14 protein-coding genes are annotated in these 19,655 nt (G+C 52.0%); 4 read left to right on the top strand and 10 right to left on the bottom strand.

The window, feature by feature from the left end:
- Positions 1–7: 7 nt before the first annotated feature.
- Both J2Y43_RS12490 and J2Y43_RS12485 read right to left on the bottom strand, forming a co-directional pair.
- Entirely contained in the window at positions 8–2,263 is a 2,256-nt protein-coding gene (locus J2Y43_RS12490) for a CRTAC1 family protein (protein WP_309982942.1), read from the bottom strand.
- Positions 2,264–2,365: 102 nt separating this feature from the next.
- A complete protein-coding gene (locus tag J2Y43_RS12485) occupies positions 2,366–2,965 on the bottom strand; it encodes a hypothetical protein (protein WP_309982940.1) in 600 nt (199 codons plus the stop codon).
- A gap of 121 nt (positions 2,966–3,086) precedes the next feature.
- Between J2Y43_RS12485 and J2Y43_RS12480 the strand changes: the two genes are divergently transcribed.
- Positions 3,087–3,608 (top strand): DinB family protein, encoded by a 522-nt coding sequence (locus tag J2Y43_RS12480; protein WP_309982938.1) that lies wholly within the window; start codon positions 3,087–3,089, stop codon positions 3,606–3,608.
- Between the two features lie 67 nt (positions 3,609–3,675).
- Positions 3,676–4,764: a Fic family protein gene (locus J2Y43_RS12475; protein WP_309982936.1), complete on the top strand. Its 1,089-nt coding sequence runs from the start codon at positions 3,676–3,678 to the stop codon at positions 4,762–4,764.
- A 115-nt stretch (positions 4,765–4,879) separates the two neighbouring features.
- Here J2Y43_RS12475 and J2Y43_RS12470 read toward each other — a convergent pair whose 3' ends face one another.
- The 4 genes from J2Y43_RS12470 to J2Y43_RS12455 all read right to left on the bottom strand — a co-directional run bounded on the left by J2Y43_RS12470 (position 4,880) and on the right by J2Y43_RS12455 (position 11,346).
- Positions 4,880–5,761: a helix-turn-helix domain-containing protein gene (locus J2Y43_RS12470; protein ID WP_309982934.1), complete on the bottom strand. Its 882-nt coding sequence runs from the start codon at positions 5,759–5,761 to the stop codon at positions 4,880–4,882.
- Positions 5,762–5,887: 126 nt separating this feature from the next.
- Positions 5,888–7,120 carry a DUF4374 domain-containing protein gene (locus tag J2Y43_RS12465; protein ID WP_309982932.1) on the bottom strand — a complete coding sequence of 411 codons (1,233 nt, stop codon included), beginning with the start codon at positions 7,118–7,120 and terminating at the stop codon, positions 5,888–5,890.
- A gap of 36 nt (positions 7,121–7,156) precedes the next feature.
- Positions 7,157–9,532: a TonB-dependent receptor gene (locus J2Y43_RS12460; protein ID WP_309982930.1), complete on the bottom strand. Its 2,376-nt coding sequence runs from the start codon at positions 9,530–9,532 to the stop codon at positions 7,157–7,159.
- Positions 9,533–9,819: 287 nt separating this feature from the next.
- Positions 9,820–11,346, bottom strand: a complete 1,527-nt coding sequence (locus J2Y43_RS12455) for a PLP-dependent aminotransferase family protein (RefSeq protein WP_309982928.1) — start codon at positions 11,344–11,346, stop codon at positions 9,820–9,822.
- A gap of 104 nt (positions 11,347–11,450) precedes the next feature.
- On the opposite strand from J2Y43_RS12455, the gene J2Y43_RS12450 reads away from it, so the two are divergent.
- Both J2Y43_RS12450 and J2Y43_RS12445 read left to right on the top strand, forming a co-directional pair.
- Entirely contained in the window at positions 11,451–11,888 is a 438-nt protein-coding gene (locus tag J2Y43_RS12450) for a cupin domain-containing protein (RefSeq protein WP_309982925.1), read from the top strand.
- A gap of 22 nt (positions 11,889–11,910) precedes the next feature.
- Positions 11,911–12,513 (top strand): hypothetical protein, encoded by a 603-nt coding sequence (locus J2Y43_RS12445; protein WP_309982923.1) that lies wholly within the window; start codon positions 11,911–11,913, stop codon positions 12,511–12,513.
- A 67-nt stretch (positions 12,514–12,580) separates the two neighbouring features.
- Here J2Y43_RS12445 and J2Y43_RS12440 read toward each other — a convergent pair whose 3' ends face one another.
- The 4 genes from J2Y43_RS12440 to J2Y43_RS12425 all read right to left on the bottom strand — a co-directional run bounded on the left by J2Y43_RS12440 (position 12,581) and on the right by J2Y43_RS12425 (position 19,630).
- Positions 12,581–13,447: a sugar phosphate isomerase/epimerase gene (locus tag J2Y43_RS12440; RefSeq protein ID WP_309982921.1), complete on the bottom strand. Its 867-nt coding sequence runs from the start codon at positions 13,445–13,447 to the stop codon at positions 12,581–12,583.
- 118 nt (positions 13,448–13,565) lie between these two features.
- Complete coding sequence (locus tag J2Y43_RS12435; protein ID WP_309982919.1) at positions 13,566–14,345, bottom strand: sialate O-acetylesterase; 780 nt, start codon at positions 14,343–14,345, stop codon at positions 13,566–13,568.
- A 123-nt stretch (positions 14,346–14,468) separates the two neighbouring features.
- The gene (locus tag J2Y43_RS12430; protein WP_309982917.1) at positions 14,469–15,968 is read right to left on the bottom strand and encodes a SusD/RagB family nutrient-binding outer membrane lipoprotein; all 1,500 of its coding nucleotides are present in this window, start codon (positions 15,966–15,968) and stop codon (positions 14,469–14,471) included.
- Between the two features lie 26 nt (positions 15,969–15,994).
- Entirely contained in the window at positions 15,995–19,630 is a 3,636-nt protein-coding gene (locus J2Y43_RS12425) for a SusC/RagA family TonB-linked outer membrane protein (protein ID WP_309982915.1), read from the bottom strand.
- Positions 19,631–19,655: the final 25 nt, after the last annotated feature.

Raw genomic sequence — 19,655 nt, 5'->3', positions numbered from 1 at the left:
AAAACCGTCAAATGGATACCTTCGCTACCGGCGCGCAAACGGGCATTTCATGCGCATGGGCGCGCTTGAAAGTCAGTTTTTTTGTTAAAATCTTTTCCGGTACGGCAACTCCCTCTCGGATTTTGACGAACTGGTTAACTGCGACATTTCGCAGTTTCTGCACCTTGCCATTGCCATTCCAGCGGATCTCGATCTCATCAATAACCTTCGCTTGTCCCAGGCCTATCTCGCGTTTGAATGGTTGAGATCCGAAGCTTCCTCCCGAGGAAACAACGCGGTAAACGCTGCGCTGCTTGCCATTTTCGGTGAAGGTAAGCTTGATCTTCGAACCGACAGCCGCCTTATTGGAGGCTACACCTTCGAGGTCCATGGAAATCCAGTTGTTGGCGCTTTGCCCGGGGTTCAGGAAAAACGAATTCTGGTAAGCATCACCAATGTAAGCGCCGCCCATTTCAATGTAAATGTCCTGGTCGCCGTCGTTGTCCATATCGGCAAACGCCACAGAATGCCCTTTTTGCAAGCTTCCCACTTTCGCCGAAGTAGTCACATCCGCAAAGCCTTTACCTGCTGTGTTTTTAAACATCTTGTTAGGTATCAGAGATTTGTAGCTCGGATTCCCTGTTCCGATGAAAATATCCAGATAACCATCATTATCAATGTCCCCGAAATTGCCGCCCATCGCGAATCCCGTTTTATCGAGTCCCATTGCCTTGGTGACGTTCGTGAATGTGCCATCGTGGTTATTGTGGTAAAGTACCGGCTGTCCATGGAATGCGGGAGAGTTGCCCAATCGTTCGGCTGCTGCGTAGTAGCTCAATGCGTAATCCATGGTATAGTCCCCGCAGAGAATATCCTGCCACCCGTCGTTGTCATAGTCCCAGAACCAGGTTGCGAATCTTCGGTTCTGGTCTTTGTCCAGCGTGGCGGCCTGTGTTGCATCTTCAAAGCTGATCCTGCCATTGCCGATGCCTTTATTCCGTAGCAGAAAGCGGCGTCCGCTGAGTGTCGAAATGAAGAGGTCGTTCCAGCCGTCGTTGTCATAATCGCCCGATGTCACGCCTTTCACAAATGCGGCTATTGCCGAATTCGTTTGCTTCGCCACCTCGGTAAATGTGCCGTTCTTGTTGTTCAGATACAGCTCGCAGGGATGGTAGTTGGCCCCGATCGTCGTTTCGTTTCCGATAAATACATCCAGCCAGCCATCGTTGTTAAAATCGTTCCAGGTGGCTGTCTGTGTCGGGTGCATGGATAGCAGCCCCGCGTCGATGGTCACGTCGGTAAAAGTACCGTCGCCATTGTTGCGGAGCAGCGAATTCGGCTGGTCTCCGTAAGGGCTGCCCAGCCATGCACCGCGCAGCACGAAAATATCCTTAAAACCATCATTGTTATAGTCGGTCTGCATCATGTGTAATCCACCGGTGAACTTGTTCAACCGCGAAAACTCCGATTTATCGAGGAATGTCCCGTCGCCATTATTTTTGAAATAGTGCATCGGTTCGCTCAGGTCCCAGCCCGACATGGCCAGGTCCAGGAAGCCGTCGTTGTCGAAATCCTCCGTAATCACCCCACCGGCCATGTTCCTTACATCCAGTTTCAAATCCGGCGCGATATCTTCGAATGGCTTCACACCTACGGGATCGTCGGCATCCATCGACGGGATCAGCATCGTTTTCGGCACGCGCGCGGGGTACTCACCCAATGTCATATACGCGATGTTCAGCAACCACAATGCCTCATAATCATCCGGTTTTTCGGCCAGCATTCTTTTGTAAATATCTACGGTACCTTTCGAGCCTCTGGTATTGCGATGTACCCCGCCATTTTTGATGGGTAGTATGCACGCATCCACCGAGTGGTTGTTGATACAATTGATCTGCTCCCCGAAGCGCAAATAGGCTACCGCCATGTCGTCGGTTACCTTACGCATGACGCCGGGCAGAGCCTCAAACGGCCCCGGGTTCCGTTCCAGGCCTCGGAGAATGGCGATCGCATCATCGGGTCGGCCGAGTTGGAGTAGTACATTGGCCTTGAAATGCCTCACCCTGAACTGCTGAGCCACTTCGCTCGGGGGTATCGCTTTCAGAAGGGAATCGAGGTACATAAGCTGAGCCTCAGGGCAGAAATTATTCTGATAGTTAAACACCCTTTGTTTCGACTCCTCCAACAAGCCCAGCATTTTGTCTTCCGACGTCGGCTTCGTGCACAGGCTTATCGCCAGCGCGCCCGTAAGCACGACGGTAAAAAGTATAAGTTTTTGCCTCATGTTCTAAGTGTTAGCTTTTTTTCGAATACCATAAAGCATACACGCAGCTGCCCCTTCATGCGGCATTGCGGCAAAAAGGGGTGTCTTACGTACGATGCTATCTCAAAAAGCGGCCTTGGGAGGAGGCGAGGCGACGTAAAGGAACAAAGAAGGGATTGTTAGCAGAATACCTTTAAAACCGGTGTCCTTCCGGATCCAGTCTATGACGAAAAACCAGTGTTTTCTATTGAAGGTGAGGTAATCTTTCAGGAAATTTTTGAGCATTTGCGGCGCTTTGCCTTTACCGTCCGTGACACCGCCCTTCACATGTTTGTCCACATGTGACACGAGGTCTAGGTAACGGTCTTTTGCAGAGATATCGAGCTTGCATTTGACATACAAAGTATCATTCATTAACTGCTGCTCGACAATCTGATAAAAATCATCGCCCCGCCGCAGGCGTCCTTCTGCCTGTTCGGCCACCTGCCAGTCGGTTTGGTAAGGGACCATGATTGGGATTTTCAGCACCAGCAACTCTTCGGGAAGCACATCGCCGGAGGCAAGCTCTCCGCTATGTCCATCGGCAAAATACTCCCCTATCCAATACACGAGCGGAAAGCCCATGATATTGTAGAGCAGCAACGTGCACATCAGGATAGAGAAGACCTTTTTCACCGGACTGTTTTCATCAAATGTAGGCGTTTTTGCAAAAAAATTCGTCATAAATATTCTATCAATATTTCCATTATCCGGCGTGCCCGATAATTCTCCGACGGCTACTTGCGAACACCCACCGGAAATGCGATATATTAGAAGTCTACACCATTCCAACCAACCAAAACGTGTGAACACCATCGAGCTACTTATTCACCAGAACGCCAATACGTACGACTGGACCAATAAACTCATCCACGACATTCCGTTTGAAAAGTGGGAGATCATTCCGGGTACCATCGAGTCGAGCATCAGCTGGCAGGTCGGGCATTTGATCATCAGCCATTACTTCCATACGATGATGGTTATCCGCGGGCACCAAATGGATATCCTGCGGCAATTACCTATCAAAGATTACAGCGACTACTTCACCGTCGCCCGCGCCGAACAGTCCGTCGGAAAATTCGCTCCTGAAAAGCTGTTTTCAGATTTAAAAATCATGCAGCAAAAATCCCTGGAAATCCTAGCGACCGTTGCACCGGAAGAACTCGAAAATCCATTAGAACCAACGCCGACGCCCCATCCGGTTGCTACCAACAAATTTGAGGCCATTGACTGGAACGTGAAGCATACCATGTACCACTGTGGTCAGATCGGCGTGCTGCGGAGGGTTGTGAGCGGGCGGTTTGATTTTGGGCTGCGGGTGAGGTGAGACGACATCAATATTCTGATATATTTGTGATTACACAGTTCCGATAGTTGAGTTTTCCCCGAATGGTATGTCTTACAAAGTTTCGCCTCTTCCATTAAAAATAGATCTTGAAACCAAGCCCGTTTTAAAGAAAGTTGCTGCGGCCAGAAGCGCGTTAGCAGAGCTTAAAGGCTCGGTGGCGGGCATTCCGAATGAGACAATCCTCATCAATACATTATCGTTACAGGAGGCAAAAGACAGCTCCGCGATCGAAAACATCGTCACTACACAGGACGAACTTTATCAATTTGACACATTCGCAGGAAAGTTTAAAAACCTGGCGGCAAAGGAGGTACACGCCTACGCGAGCGCGCTTCGGAGTGGATTTGAAATTGTGAGAGAGGCTGGGTTTGTCTCCAACAACCATATTTTACAGATTCAGGTTACCATCGAAGCCAACAATGCAGGATTCCGGCGAGTGCCGGGCACGGCATTGAAAAATGACCTGACTGGCGAAACAGTATATATGCCGCCGCAGAGTTATGACGAGATCGTGGACCTTATGTCTAATCTCGAAAAGTTCATAAATGATGATTCATTGAGCGACTGGGATCCACTTATCAAAATGGCCGTCATTCATCATCAATTTGAAAGTATTCATCCATTTTATGATGGAAATGGACGGACCGGCCGTATTCTGAATATTCTTTATCTGGTAAAAGAAGGCCTGCTGAATATTCCTGTATTGTACCTGAGCCGCTATATCAATCAATACAAGGCCGACTATTACCGGCTGCTCCAAAAGGTACGCACCGATAACGCGTGGGAAGAATGGGTGCTTTATATGCTGGACGGAATCGAGAAAACTTCGTTGCAAACTATCCGGCAAATTCAAGGTATCAAGGTATTGATGTTGAAATGTAAGCAGCAAATGCGTAGTGAACTGCCCAATATCTATAGTCAGGATTTATTGAATAATATTTTCAGGCATCCATATACCAAAATCGATTTTGTGATGACGGATTTGGAGGTCTCACGAATCACCGCAACTCGCTATCTTGATCAACTCGCTCAAAAGGGTATATTGCACAAACAGAAATTGGGTCGGGACAATTACTACATCAACATGGATCTTTACGAGCACCTTGGCGATATCAATAGCTCTCCGCAACCGTAACATGTATAGGAAAGTGCTATTTTCTATGCATATCCTAAAAACATGTATAGAAAAGTGCCATTTGCTATACATATTCCAAAAACACATATAGAAAACCCCCATTTTCTATACACATTCACTCGTACAACGCCGTCATCCGCCTCCGGAAATCCTCGGGCGTGTACCCTGTTTGTTTCCCGAAAAACCGGGTAAAGTAGGCCGGCTCTGAAAAGCCTAGTTCGTAACTGATTTCCTTGATCGGTTTGCGAACGTAGCCTATCTCACGCTTGGCTTCGAGGATGAGGCGTTCGTTGATCATCTGGCTGATCGTTTTACCGAATGAGCCGCGGGCCAGTTCGTTGAGCCGCTTGGCACTGATCGAGAGCTCATTGGCATAAAATTCGGCTTTGCGCTGCTTCCGGTAGTTGGTTTCGATGGATTCCAGCAGCATTTGCAGGCGTGGATCGCGCGGGGTGGCGGCACCCGGCGCCGGGTCGCATGTCTCTTTTTGAAGATCAATACAATGCAAGAACCAGCTCCGGAGATAGGTTTCGAGGATGGCCGGGCGCCTCGCGTCGTCATATTCGGCGCGGATCAGGCCCAGCAACGTGTTCAGAATGGATAGACGGCACTCGGGGATGGCGACGGAAAAGTTGGTAGAATATTTGAACAGCTTAAAAATATCGTTGCCAATGAGCCGTTCGAAAAAATCTTTGGAAATGGCCATCAAAAAGCCGCATTTGCCGCGCTGGTCCATATTGTGCACCTGGTCGGGCAGCAGGAGAAAAACCTGGTTGCGCGCGATGGGATACCTGTTAAAATCAATGTAATGCGCCTGCCCGGGTTCAATGTCGGTGAACCACAGCAGTTCGTAAAAGTCGTGGCGATGGATGCCGTTGAAGAAATGCTCGTCGCCATCCTCGATCGTCGCCATCGCGAAAAAGGCATCGCCGAGGTCGTGCAGGGGAAATTCCGTGCGCTGCTGCTCCTCGATCGTCTTGCCAACTATGTAATCCATATCCTTTCCCACTTCTTGTTGCGCCTCGCGACCTCAAATATCGGCAGCGGACGCAGATCCTGCAAAAACACAAATCCCCGCCGGCCATCAGGTGCGGCGGGGTTTGTAGTACTTCTAAAACCCAAACTATTTGACCTTAACAATGGCGGTAATAGCCCCGCCCTCAACTTTGAGGCCTTGCTTGGCGGTAGCAGTGGCGATATCCACCGTGTACACCCAGCTGCCGGCTTCGGTGTTGATGCCCACAAAGACGCTCTTTTTGTCATCGCTGACCGTGTTGTTGTTGTAGGAAGCCGACGACGACGCGATCACGTCGGGCACGCCGATTACCCATGTAAATGTCTGGTTGTAGGCATCCGCAATGGCCAGTTTCTTGTTTCCGGATGCCTTGCCCAAATCTCCATACATATAAAGCAGGAACATGCCGCTGCCGAGGTAGGTCTGGTTAGCGATTTTATAACCGCCCGATTTCTCCTGCACATTGAAGAAATAGCTCTGATCGAACTCGGTGGTGCCTCTTTTAATGCGAACGAATGCCGATGGCTTGGTAGAAGTAGCCACCCCGCTGTTGGTGGCCGATGCAGGGGAGAATGCATACACATCGCCGTTTTCGTCTACCGAAAGGCCGTTGTTAAAATACGAACCAATGAAGCTCGTGCGGTTGTCTTTGATGACTTTGTCGAGCGTCATGGCCGGGTAAGAGAACACGGCAATCCAGCTGCTGTCGGGATTGGCGGTACCGAAAACGTCCGGCGCAGCACCTTTAATGCTCATATAGGGCGCGAAAATCTTGTCGCCCACCTGCGTAGCCCACGTAAAGTGCGCACGCTCGCCATTGCCCGCGAGTTTCACGATGTTTACCTGGCCCTCACCCACGATTTTGGATTGATCTGCATTAATGCGGAACCACGACGCGCTTTCATTGCCGCTTCTCGGCACTTTGATCGTCAGGATATCGTCGCCTGCCGGTGCAAAAACCTGCACGGTTTCACTCTGAAAATCAGAAGTTTTTACCAGTCCTCCTTTTTCATCCAATGCATAAGTAGTAACGGCACCGGGGTTTCCCTGGCCATATAAAAGGCTGAAAAACTTCCCCTTATGCGTCAGATAATAGCGGTAAGACCCATCCTGCTCGATACCCTGCCCTACCGTGCTGATGGTCCCCTGCGAAAGGTCGCCGGTGGTAAGCAAGTAATCGGCAACACCTTGTGAGCCGATTGGCGCCGATGCCACCACGTAGCGCGACTGTGTTCCGGCGCCCGGCCCGGGTGTGGGATCGGTCGTATCGTCGTCGCTGCATGCGCCCAAAGCGACGCCCATGCCCACTACAAAAAACCATTTCAAATATGACTTTTTCATTTTTTGATTTTGATTGGATTATTGAATTATGAAAGATTATTTACTGATGAAATAGCGTAATTTGACATAAAAACCCCGACTTGGCTTCTGCAAGCTGAAATTATCGAACAGCTTCGCGTCGAGCAGATTTTTGCATTCCAGCGAGACGTTATAGCGGCCATCGGCCATGGCATATACCAGGTTTACATCGTGGCTCAGCTGCTGTGGAATATCCAGCTTGTCGCTGCCGAGGCTTGGCCAGTAGAGGTAATAGGCATGCACGTAAAGCAGGTTATAGCCGAGGGTAAGGGTGTTGCCTTTTTTGCCAAGGTCTTTGAAGAAAACCGCAGCATCCGCATTACCGAACAGGAACGGCATATTGGGGATGCGATCGCGGTAAAGCGGGCTTTCGGTCGTGTACCCCTCCTCGAAACGCGTATTGTTGCGGAGGTTTTGGTAGGTGAGATTGGCGCCCGCCGTGAAAAGCTGGCGGAATGAGTACCGCACCTCGCCATCGATACCGAAATTGGTCACATCGGCCAGGTTATCCATGACCTGCTTGGTCTGATTGGCATTCAGGCGGGGACGGATGAAACCCTGGGCGTCGCGGTATAGCACATTCGCATCCACACTAAACCGGTGTACGCGGTTGATCGCGCCGTTGTAGCTAAAACCGAGGTTGTAGTTGTAGCTCGTTTCGGGGTCGAGGTTGATATTGCCTTCCAGGTTCAGGAGGTCGCCGAAGAGCTCGTCGGTTTCAGGCAGGCGGTAACTTTTTTCAAATGAACCTTTCAGCTGGAAATTTTTGAATAGGAAATACGTGGAAGCAATGCCGTAACCGAGCTTTTCAAAACTATTTTTCTGGACTAAAAAAGCTTCGTCGCCCCAGTTACCGGTCGGGTTGTAGGAAACTGAAAATTTGTTGTTCTGCGAGAAATGTTTGAGGAATAGAGAGGTGTTCCAGCGCTCGTTATAGTCGAATTTATAGCCCAAACCGAGCACATTCTTCCGGTTCACGCGCGGCTGCTCATACTTGGCCGACTCAGGAAAGAGCTCATCCTCCCCTTTCCTGTTAAAGGTGTTGAATACATTATTAATCGTCACCGAATGCCGCGGATCGATCTGGTAGGTCACATTCGCCGTAGCCAGGCCATTGTTGTTCCGGAATTTGTACAGCGACCGCTCGCGCTCGCTACCCTTTCCTTCATATTGTTTGAACTGCTGAAACCAGTTGTAGCGGCGGTACACCGTATCCACATTCTGTTCCTGGCCCAGGTTATAATTGGCGGATATATTGACATTTAACCCTTTGACAAACAAATCCTTCTTCTGGTATTTCAAACTCGGCATAACGATGTTACCCTTGCGGTGCCACTGCCCGAAAACACTCACCATCCGCGCGCCGGTCTGGATTTCAGCTTTGTTTTTACCCAAAGTAATCCCCAGTAAAAGCCGGTCCGCAAACTTCTTGCCCACCAGGCCCACATTCGCGATTACGGTTTCATTGTGGTAGGTATCATGAAACCTCCGCAGGCGCTGGTTGCGGAAATACTCGCCGGTGTTCACGTCGGCGACATCGACGGTGATCCAGTAGTTGTTGTCCGAATAATTCTGAAATGCATTCAGCTGTGCCGTAAAGCCATTTTTAGCCGTAAAACCCGCATTGATCGTCGTACGATGGGTATTGAACGAGCCGTAGGAATAGGAAGCGTCGAGGTAGCTGTTCTGCCGGGTGTTCGTTACGATATTCACGGCGCCGCCTAATGCATCCGAACCCAGCCAGATCGGCACCACGCCTTTGTAAACCTCCACGCGCTCGGCAAGGTTAATAGGGATGTTATTCAATTGAAATGAAGAACCGAAATTATCCATCGGCACGCCATCGAGGAAAAACTTCACCTGACGGCCCGTGAAACCATTCAGCGAGAAATTCATGTTCGAGCCCACGCCCCCGCTCTCCCGTACACGCACCCCCGACACGCGGTCGAGTGCATGGGAAAGGTCGAGCGTAGAATTTTGGAGCTTTTTGGCATCGATGGCCGTCACATTATAAGCCTGTCGGTTGATCTCCTTCGTCTCCGTCCGGCCGATCACCGAAACCGATTCCAGCTCGCGGGTTTCGGAAACCAGTTTGATATTGTGCCTGAAATGCTCGCCGGGTTTGAGCGTAATGTCTTTGGTTTGCGTCTGATAACCCATAAACGACACCAGCAGTTTATAGGAGCCGGGACGCACGTGTTCGATGGTGTACTTCCCGTCGGCATTAGTGAAGGTCCCGTGCGAAGTCCCTTTCAGGCTCACGGAAGCACCCGGGAGCGTCTCTCCGTCCTCCGACCGCACCTGCCCGTGGAGGGTAACATTCGCCTGCTGGGCAAAGGCAACGAACGACAAGGCACAAAGCAGCCCTGCATGCAGAATTTTACTAATTTGCATTGCTTTAAATGTTTCAGCGTTTACAAGTAATGCGCCTCGGCGCAGCAAACCGGATGGGTACCAGCCATTCGGTTTTTTACTTCGAATTGATGTCTCGGGGAATATCAGATAGTGGTTATTTCATATGCTTTGATTTTTGAGGGTTTTTGCAACATTTCAATCAGATAGTAGCGTAAGGAAGACCCAACCGCACTGGACTTTTCGAACAACTAGTTGGTCTATTTTTATTAATAAATAGACTCATTCTAAATAACAGCACAAAAGTAACTACCCAGCGACAGTTATCCTTATACAATTTGCCGGTTTAGCTGGACAATCTGAACATTGGCCGATATCGCACGCAACGTCGCCTCAATAAGCAGCGTAGTTGCTTCGCGCAATTCTTCGGGGTTGAGGGACGCAAAACCGATACAGATGGCATTCAAATCGACCCCCAGCGGGTTATGCCGCTTCCCGTCCCTGATAAAAAGCCCGAGCCGCTGAGCTTCCGCCGCCACCTGCACCGTACCCACCCCGTGGAATCGCACCCAAAGGCACATTCCTCCTGTGGGTACTGTGAAGGAAACGATGCCCGGCAGATGCTCGGCGAGCATTGCGCACAACAGATCGCGGCGTTCTTTGTATAAACCGCGGATTTTGTTGAGGTGGCGTTCTACTGCACCGCTGCGCAGCAATTCCGCCGCAGCTTCTTCCAGGAGGTTATCCCCCTGCAAATCGACCACATACCGGTGCTGGCCCAGCAAAGCGATAAGGTTGGCGGGTGCCACGATGAACCCGAGCCGGATCGCCGGAGCGAGAATTTTGGTCAGCGTACCCACGTATATAACACTCCCGCCGGCATCTCGGCTCGCCATAGGCAATGTAGGATGGCTTTCATAATGAATATCAAAATCGAAGTCGTCCTCGATGATCGCGATCCGGTGCGCTCCGGCAATTTCCAGCAGCCGGAGACGCCGCGCCGCCGACAATGTGACGGTGGTAGGATGATGGTGATGCGGAATCACATAAATGAGCCTCACCGGCGTGGTGCGGCAGATGGCTTCCACGGCATCTACATCGATCCCCTCCCCGTCCACCGGCACCCGGCATACGTTCACGCCCAGCCGGATGAACATCTGGGTCACCACAAAAAAGCCGGGGTCGCCGACAATGACCGAATCACCGGGTTTCAGCAGCAGCGAGGCAGCCAGGTACATACCCATTTGCGCACCTTTGGAAATGAACACATTCTCGATGCCGATATTCAATCCCCGCGTCTGCCGAAGCATTCGCACAACCTCAGCCCGCAGGCGCGGCGAACCTTCCTTGGCCGTGTAGGAAAGATAATCTCGGGCGAATTTCCGGCTACCGATCACGCGGTACTCGCGCAAAAGGTCGTTCAGAGGTGTAAGTCGGACGTCGGGAAACCCCTCATTAAATACATATTTGAAAGCGCCCGAGGGATATCTGACTTGCAATTCGTCCCGCATTTCGAAGCCGATCTCGTAGCCGGTTGTAGCAGGATACCTTACTCCCGAGGCTCCTGCTTGCTCAACCAATGGCGCAGGCACCGTCCCCGGCATTTCTAGCGCCACAAAGCAGCCCTTCCTCGGCGTCACGTCGATCCACCCTTGCGCTTCCAGCTCCGCATATGCAGCCACGACGGTGTTCCGGTGAAGGCTCAGCGACCGGGCCAATTCCCGGCTGGACTGGATCTGCATGCCGGGACACAGAATACCCTCCCGGATCAATGAACTGATTTGTTGTACAATTTGAATGTACACGGGCAATTCCCCTGGCCTGCAAACCTTGATGAGGCTACCGAGCTCAATCATTTATGATGGTTTAATTCTGGACTAGCAACAACATGGTTAGTGGACTATCCGGCCACGAAGAGGCACATCTATATTTGCCTCTATCACCAAAACCCGATGAACCAATGCGAACTATTATTTTCCTCCTGGCGGCATTTGCCGCGCTTCCGGCCATGGCGCAACACGAGCATGCGAAAGCCAGCGTCAAAGCCGATCCATTCCAGTTTCAGCACGTGCGCAGTGAATGGCTCACCGATGCCGAACTGAAAGGCTACAAACTCGAATCATCGGTCATGACGATCGCCCCAGGCGCGACGGATACCGTTAGCCACCGGCACAACTGCGATCTCTTCGGCTACGTACTCGAAGGCGAGGTGCAGATCGGGCTCGATCACGCGCCTCCGGTGTTGTACAAAACAGGCCAGATGTTTTTTGAAAAAAGAAATATCCTGCATTCACTGGCCGCCAATCCACTCCCGAACAAACCTTCACGCGTGCTGCTGCTGTTTCTGATCAAGGACGGCCGGGCGTCCTACACACCCGAATATCCAACCAGGAAATAATTAATAGCTGCACAATATACCAATGAAGTTGAAACAAATACATAGAATTTCCGGGATCATCATCGCGGTGTTTCTCGTGCTACACCTCAGCAACCATCTTTTCGCCCTCGGCGGGCCGGCGCTGCATATTACCGTCATGAAGTACTTCCGCATGGTATACCGATTCCCACCGGTGGAGGTGCTGCTGCTGCTATGCGTCGCCATACAGATTTTCAGCGGCCTGCGACTGGTTTTCACCAAAGGATTCAGAAAGCAGCCGTTGTACGTGATCGCGCAGGCCCTGAGCGGGATTTACCTTTCTCTTTTCCTGATCAACCACGTCAGAGCGGTGCTGCTGGCTCGTTACGAGTGGCATGTCGAAACCGACTTCTACTTTGCTTCGGGCGTGGCGGTTCATTACCCGGAAAAGCTGTTTTTTATCCCCTACTACACGCTTTCGGTGTTGTGCGCATTCACGCATATCGCATGCGCACACTATGCCCGCAGGATGGAGCTCACCGCAATTTCGATACCGTCCGGTGCGGACGCCCGGTTTAAAAATGAGGCATTTTGGATTCTCGGGACCGGCGTAGTGGTGACGGCCCTGATCGTGGGCTCGCTTACCGGGCTATTTTATCCGTTGTAGGGCAAAAAAAGTAGCCTCCGTCCCCACGGCAAATGTGCAGGTACGGAGGCTACTTCCATTTTTTCAATTAATATTTCAAACTTTTCAAATACGCGATCGACTGCGGTACCTGTGTTGCATAACTCGGGCTTTCATCCTCGATATAGTAATGCTTCAACCCTGCCTTTCTCGCGGCTTTCAGCACGGCAGGAATATCGATTTGCCCGGTACCTAATGCCACGTCGTTCTCGACCGGCGTGCCGCCCGACATATTGCCGACTATCCCCTTCTTCAAATCCTTCATGTGCATGAGTTTGAAACGGTCGGGATATTTGCTGATCAGCGCCGCTGGGTCCTGGCCCGGGAAGAACGTCCAGAGCATATCGAGCTCGAAACTGACATACTTCGGATCGGTGTTCTGGATAATATAATCCATGAGCGTCCCCTCGCCATGTTTCTCGAACTCGTAACCGTGGTTATGGTAGCAGAACGTGAGACCAAATTCCTCTTTCAGCTGTTTACCGATCTTGTTAAAATCTGCCACCGTTTTTTCGGCCATTTCGAGGGTAAAAGGCCCTTTGTGAGGCACCCAAGCTACACGTACGAAGCTCGCACCCAATGCTTTTGCGTTGTTGCCCACCTCCTGTGTTTTGTTAAGCGCGTCGTCATAGCCTACACCAAACGACGAGCATTTGATTCCGCGCTCATCGAGCAGCTTGCGAAGTTCGGGGGCCGTCTTGCCGAAAAGGCTCGAAAACTCCATGTCCGTAATTTTCAATGCTTTAATGGTATCCAGGGTAGCCGCGGTGTTTTTGGAAAGGCTCGTCCGGAATGTATACGAAACCATCCCCGGCTGATCCGGAAAAAGCGGTCTACCTTTCTGAGCCGAAGCCGAATATCCGCAAGCTAATGCCACTACGATCGCCGCGTGGAGCTTTAAATGTTTGATTTTCATGTAAAATGGTTGGTCAGGTTTGTGAGGTTTTGGTTGAATGAATACCCAGGAATTCCGGGGCTAATGCAAGGGACGAAAATTTATCCTTGCCACCCTATAACGCCATGCTCGCCAAAACCTATTCTTCCTTTTTCAAAAAGGCTTCCGCATACCGCCTGCCCAGTTCCCGCGCGGATGCAGTGTCGAAATGCGTATCATCGCCCTTGTGCACCAGCCCCGAAGCCGACGCCATATAAACCAGTTTGTTACCCTTTGCGTAATCGGCGATGATCTGATTGATAACTGCCGCGTCGGGATTCTTGGCGACATAAAAATCGCCCAGCGTCCCCACTACAACCGGCACGTTTTCGGTATGAGTGTCCCGGCGCAGGCGTTTGAAAAAATCGGCCAGTTTAGTGGCGTATGCACCTTTTTTCTCTGGTGAACTATCGGATTCACCCTGGTGCCAGATAATGCCTTTGATCGTCCCGCGTTTCTGTGCCTCCTTCACGCGGGCGAGCATTTCGTCGTAGGCATAAATGCCGGTCTGCTCATGTTTCGCACCGGGTTGCCAGTCGTCGATACCGCTGCCGCCTACTGCACAGGGAATAAGGCCGATCGACCGCCCGGAATGCTTTTTGAGAATTTCCTGCGCGAAAGTCAGACCCGGCCCTACGCCTACTACCGCCGGTTTGTCCTGATGCAAAGGATCGGCAGCGATTTTCCATTCATTTTGACGGTTAATAGCCCATATTTTGGGAGAATTGGGCTGCGAGGCCGCATCTGTCAACCCTCTCCCCGCCATATTGGATTGCCCGATCAACAGGTAAAGCTCCATTTGATCGGGGGCGGTTTGCCCGAAGGCGGTAATGGCACCGACCAACACACCTAGCAGTATTTTCAAGGGTTTCAACTTCATAATATCATATTTTCAGGACATTCAACATTGGTATTACCAAAAGCAAAATGCCCGGGATATTTAACATCCCGGGCATTTTGCTTTTGGACGACCTACCGGTGGTCAGCGGTCGGCCGTCGGTGGTCATCTCTTATCCCACCACACTTTCGACACATAGGAATCTCCCTTCGACAACCGGCTCACGGCCTGCTCGTAATTAGCCTTGTTCAAAAGCGCCTCGCGGGAGGAATAAATCGTCCTCCGTGGAATGGTGCCGCCGGTAGAACCCTGAAACGGCCCGGGTTTCAATGCCGGGTAACCCATTCTCCGCCATTCGATAAATGCTTCGTAGGAACGGCCGAAAAGTTGTATCCACTTCTGCGTACCTATTTTTTCCAGCTTCTGTTCTTTGGAAAGGCCGGTCCATGAAAGTTCCTTTTCAAATGCGGCCGGCACTGCCGTTACATTATAAGGTGCCTGCGCCAATGCCGCTTTCACGCCATCCTGATAGTATTTCTCTGCTTCCGTTGCCGTTCCGCCCCAGCCTTCGAGCGCGGCTTCGGCTTTGTAGAACGACACATCCGCAAACGACATCACCATGCACGGGATCGCCGGGCTATACTCCCGGTTGAAGAACGTAAGCGTGGAAACGGTGCTGTAATCGTCCTTAATAATGGTTTTCAACAGCTCATCCGTCAGCGCTACGCCTATGCCCTTGTATGCGGGTGTGCCTGCCTTCACGGAGTTGACGCTCGGCTGCGCAATGCGCGGCAGGCGCGGGTCGGCGCTGGCTACCAGTTGGGTAACGAACGCATCGGCGAGGTATTTCAGGTCGGGGCTACCGGCGAGGAACTGGTTCAATACCGGATGCACATTCGCATTGGTCGCATTGTTGTAGGTCGGCACGGTAGCGTCGTCGGCTGCGCTTTCGAGAAGCGGCTGGCCCATGGCCTCGGTCACGGTTTTTTGTGCCAAAGCGGGATCAGCATAGCGGATGCGCATTCCAAGCCGCAATTTCAGCGAATTGGCATACTTCTTCCATTTGTTAATATCACCCTTATAATAAAAATCCGCGCTGCCATAGCTTGCATCGCCAGCCGTAAGCTGCCCGATGGCCGCATTCAGGTCATTGATCAGCGATTTGTAGATCGATTCCTGCGTATCGAATACCGGCTTGGTGTTCACATCCGCAGGCCCGAGCGCGGTACCAGAATACGGAACGTCGCCGAAAAGGTCGGTGAGCCGCTGCCAAACCGAAATCTCGACAATGCGCGCGATCGCCAGCTTGCTGCGACCGCTCGGATCATTTTCCTTTCCTTTCAAAACTTCATTACGAACCTGACTGATATTCCGGATCAGCGTATAATGCGCGTCCCAGGTATTGTTATCGCTTTGCTCGATATAGCGCGAGCTCGAAACCAACACCCCCCCGGCCCAATGCTGGATCCACGACCCGTACTGGCTGTTGGGCACTTCGTAGCCCTCCGCAAATGCCGCGTCCTTCTGCACTTTCGAAAGCAGCAGGCCCGGATCAACGGTCGTGACGGATGTGGGCGGCGTATTAATTTCCTCAAAATCGCCGGTACAAGCCTGTGTGAGGCATATCGCACCGGTGAGCAGGATTGATGGGATTATATTTTTCATTTCTCAAAAATTTCCGGTTTGAACAATTACAACTCCACATTCAGGCTGAACCCGAAATAACGCAGCAAGGGCAAAGCGGTGGATTCAAGTCCCAGCGACGAGTTATTGACGTTGAAAGAAGAAGCCTCAGGCGCGAAACCTTCCGTTTTGCGTTGCAGATAGAACAGGTTGCGGCCGTAAATACCCGCCCGAATGCTTTTGAACGGCGTCCGGCTGATGAGCGTGTTGGGCAGCTGGTAATTCAATGTCAGCTCGCGGAACATGATGTAGCTCGCGTCGTTAAGCATTTCTTCGGGGATCACATTGTCCTTATCCGGCGCTACCACGTTCCAGTAATCCTGTGCCCGTACCTGCTTGGTATTCGCCTGGCCGGTGCCTACCCAAGTTCCGTTATCGGATTTGGACGCCACCACCCCGTCGGCCACGTAAGTACCGTCACGACCCGGCAGCGTCTTTTTGATCGTTCCATACACCAACTCCTCGCGCAAGCTCTGCGAGTAAATCTTGCCGCCCTGGCTGATATCGAACAGCCCCGACAGGCTCACACCCTTGTAGCGGAATGTGTTGTTGAAACCGCCGATCCAGTTCGGCAGTGCATTACCGAGCTCATACAGGATCTTGGAATTGGATTTCAGGGGTAAACCGGTCGTCGGGTCGATGAGGCGGTTGCCATTGTCGTCGCGGAGCCACTGGAAACCGTTGCCGATAAGCGTACCAAACGGCTTACCCGGCTCTGCCACCACGTTTACACCGCGGTCGGTACCGAGCACGTAGGTATCCACGCCTTCGGCCAAGGCCACCACCTGGTTACGGTTTCTCGAAAAATTGAATGTCGCATCCCAGCTGAACCCATCGGCCGTTTTAATGGGCGTACCATTCAGCGTCAGCTCCACGCCACGGTTACGGATCTCGCCGGCGTTGATCCTCCGTGAGGCAAAAGTACTCGACGGCGGCAGGGGCACGTCCAGGATTTGGTTTTTGGTGGATGCATTATAATATGCAAATGCCAATCCTGCGCGGTTCTTGAAAAAGCGCGCCTCCACCCCGAATTCGAGAGAGGTAGTCAGCTCGTTTTTCAAATTGGGATCAGGAATGGTCGACGAGAACGACGCCAGCGGAACACCGCCATGCGCAACCTGGTCGAGCGAATAGGTACCGGTGAGCTGATACGGCGAACCCGAACTCCCCGCCTGCGCTACCGAGGCGCGGAATTTGAGGAAACTCAATGTATTGCTCCGGATATTGAATGCATCCGTTACGACGAAACTCGCACTTACCGCCGGGTAAAAGAAAGAATTATTGGCAGGCGAAAGCGTCGAAGACCAGTCGTTACGCGCCGAGAAATCGAGGAAGAGGTATTCCTTATATCCCACCTGTCCCGACAAATAAACCGAGTTGATCGACGATTCCGTAAGCCCGAACACATAAGAATTGATCAGCGTGTTATTGATCGCATACAAGCCGGGTACGATGAACTCCGTACCGGTATTGCCCGTGGTGCGGGAATAGAATTTCTGATGGTTGGCTCCGAGGTTCAGGCCAAGTGAAATGTCTTTCGTCAGTTGCGGGGTCAGCGAGAGCAAAATGTCGCTGTTGTCCTCCCGTACGCGGGTTACCTGCTCGGAAATATCGCCATTGCGGTTGGCGCTCTGGTAGGTTCCTTTTTCGCGGTAGCGCAGGCGCTGATCGGTGTAGAAATCAGTTCCGGTTTTAGCGGTGAGACGGATCCAGTCGTTGAACTGGTAACTCAGGCGGATCAAACCCAGCAACCGCTGGCGGTCATCCGAGTTCCGGGTGTGATCGACCGTCCAATACGGGTTGGCGGTTGATGAATTGGTCGCGTAGGTCTTTTCCATCCCTACAAACGGCACCGTACCATAGCCGAGCTGCTTCGCCACATCCTCCGCCGTCCATGCCGAATTGGCCAGAATACTCATCGGCATGCTGCGCGGCTGGCTGATGAACAGGTACGCCGGGTTATCGCTCGCGTCCGAAACCGTAGGCCGGTTTGCGCCTTTCTGGCCTATGTAGTTGGCTTTTACATCCAGTTCCAGCTTCGATGTGATCTTCGCCACGGTGCGGAGGTTCACGTTGTTGCGTTTCAGCGTATTGCCCGGTGTGTACCCGTCAATGTCGGTGCGTCCGTAAGAAAGCCGGTAGTTGATATTATCATTCCCTCCTTCCAGGCTCAGGTTGTTGACCAACTGCTTTTCTTTTCTGAAAAAGGTTTGAAAAGTATTGGGCTGAGGCGTAAAATTGAGCACATTACCCCACTGGTCCTCATATTGCTGCCCATCCATGCGGGCGCCCCAGCTTGAACGCGTGAAACGATCGCGGCCGCCGCTGGCTTTGGGCATCCCCTGAATATTGCCGGCCTGCGCCGCTGCCCAGGTGTATATTTTGCCATCGCTGCCCCGGAAATGCGTGAACGCACCATCCAGCCCCTGGCCATACTCATCCTGAAAATCGGGCAGTACCAATGCGTCACCTACCGAATAATCGATGCCGTATTTAATGCCAATGCCCTTTCTGGACTTGCCTGATTTGGTGGTGATCAGTACCACGCCATTACTTCCCCGCTGGCCGTACAGCGCGGCAGCATTAGGCCCTTTCAGCACGGAGATCGACTCCACATCTTCGGGGTTAATATTTGAAATACCATCCCCATAATCGATACCGCCCGTTGATGAGGGTGAGTTGGGATTGCTGTTATCCATTGGAATACCATCGATCACATACAGCGGCTGGCTGTTACCGACGAGCGAATTGGAGCCGCGGATCACCACGCGCGACGAGCCTCCCGCGCCGTTGGCCGAGCGCGTCACCTGCACACCCGCCATCTTACCGGCCAATGTGGTCGCAAGATTGGCCTCCTTGGCGGTACTGATCGCCTCCCCGCCTATTTCCTGCACCGAATAACCCAGCGCACGCTTATCACGCTTGATACCCAATGCGGTTACCACTACTTCAGAGAGATTCTGGGTGTCTTCGGCCAGGGTAATGTTGATCTCCGACTGCGCTCCTACCACCACTTCTTTGCGTACATAACCCACAAAGGAGAACACCAGCACTGCCGAAGCGTCGTCCACGGCAATCTCGTATTTCCCCGTCACATCCGTGGCGGTACCCCGCGTAGTGCCATTTACGAGCACGCTTACGCCAATCAGCGGCTCTCCTTTCGCGTCTACCACCGTACCCCGCACAGCCGACTCCGCCACCTCCGCCCGCGTTAAAGGCGAGAGGGATGCGAGCGGACTGTCTTGCGGCAATGCCGAGCTTTCCCGGTTCGGCGCAGCATTGCTATCCTTTTTGCGGCGGTCTTTGGAAGCCAGCAGCACATACGTATTTTCTTTGATCTTCTTGTATTTTAATCCCGTGGAAGCCAGCAATGCATCCAGATTCTGTTCTAGCGTCCGGGATGGGTTGACAGCAGCGGATGAAACCTTCAAATCGTCGAGCAGCTTTTCCTCGAAGAGAATGTCGGCGCCATAGCTCTCTTTTAGTTTCAGCAATGCATCACGCAGGCGTACGGGCTGCGTTTGCCGCGTTTCGGTCTGCAAAGGGCGGGCCGATGCCAGCAACTGCCCGAATCCCGGCGGAGGGCACAAACTGAGCATGGCGTAAAGGCCAAATGCCTTTGCCAGAGGTACATGTGGGTTCATGGTAGCGTTTGGGTTAGTTAAAAGA

Source organism: Dyadobacter sp. BE31 (assembly GCF_031457695.1).
GTDB lineage: Bacteria > Bacteroidota > Bacteroidia > Cytophagales > Spirosomataceae > Dyadobacter.
The sequence above is the reverse complement of the archived record's forward strand: the minus strand, read 5'-3'. Positions and strand labels throughout refer to the sequence as shown.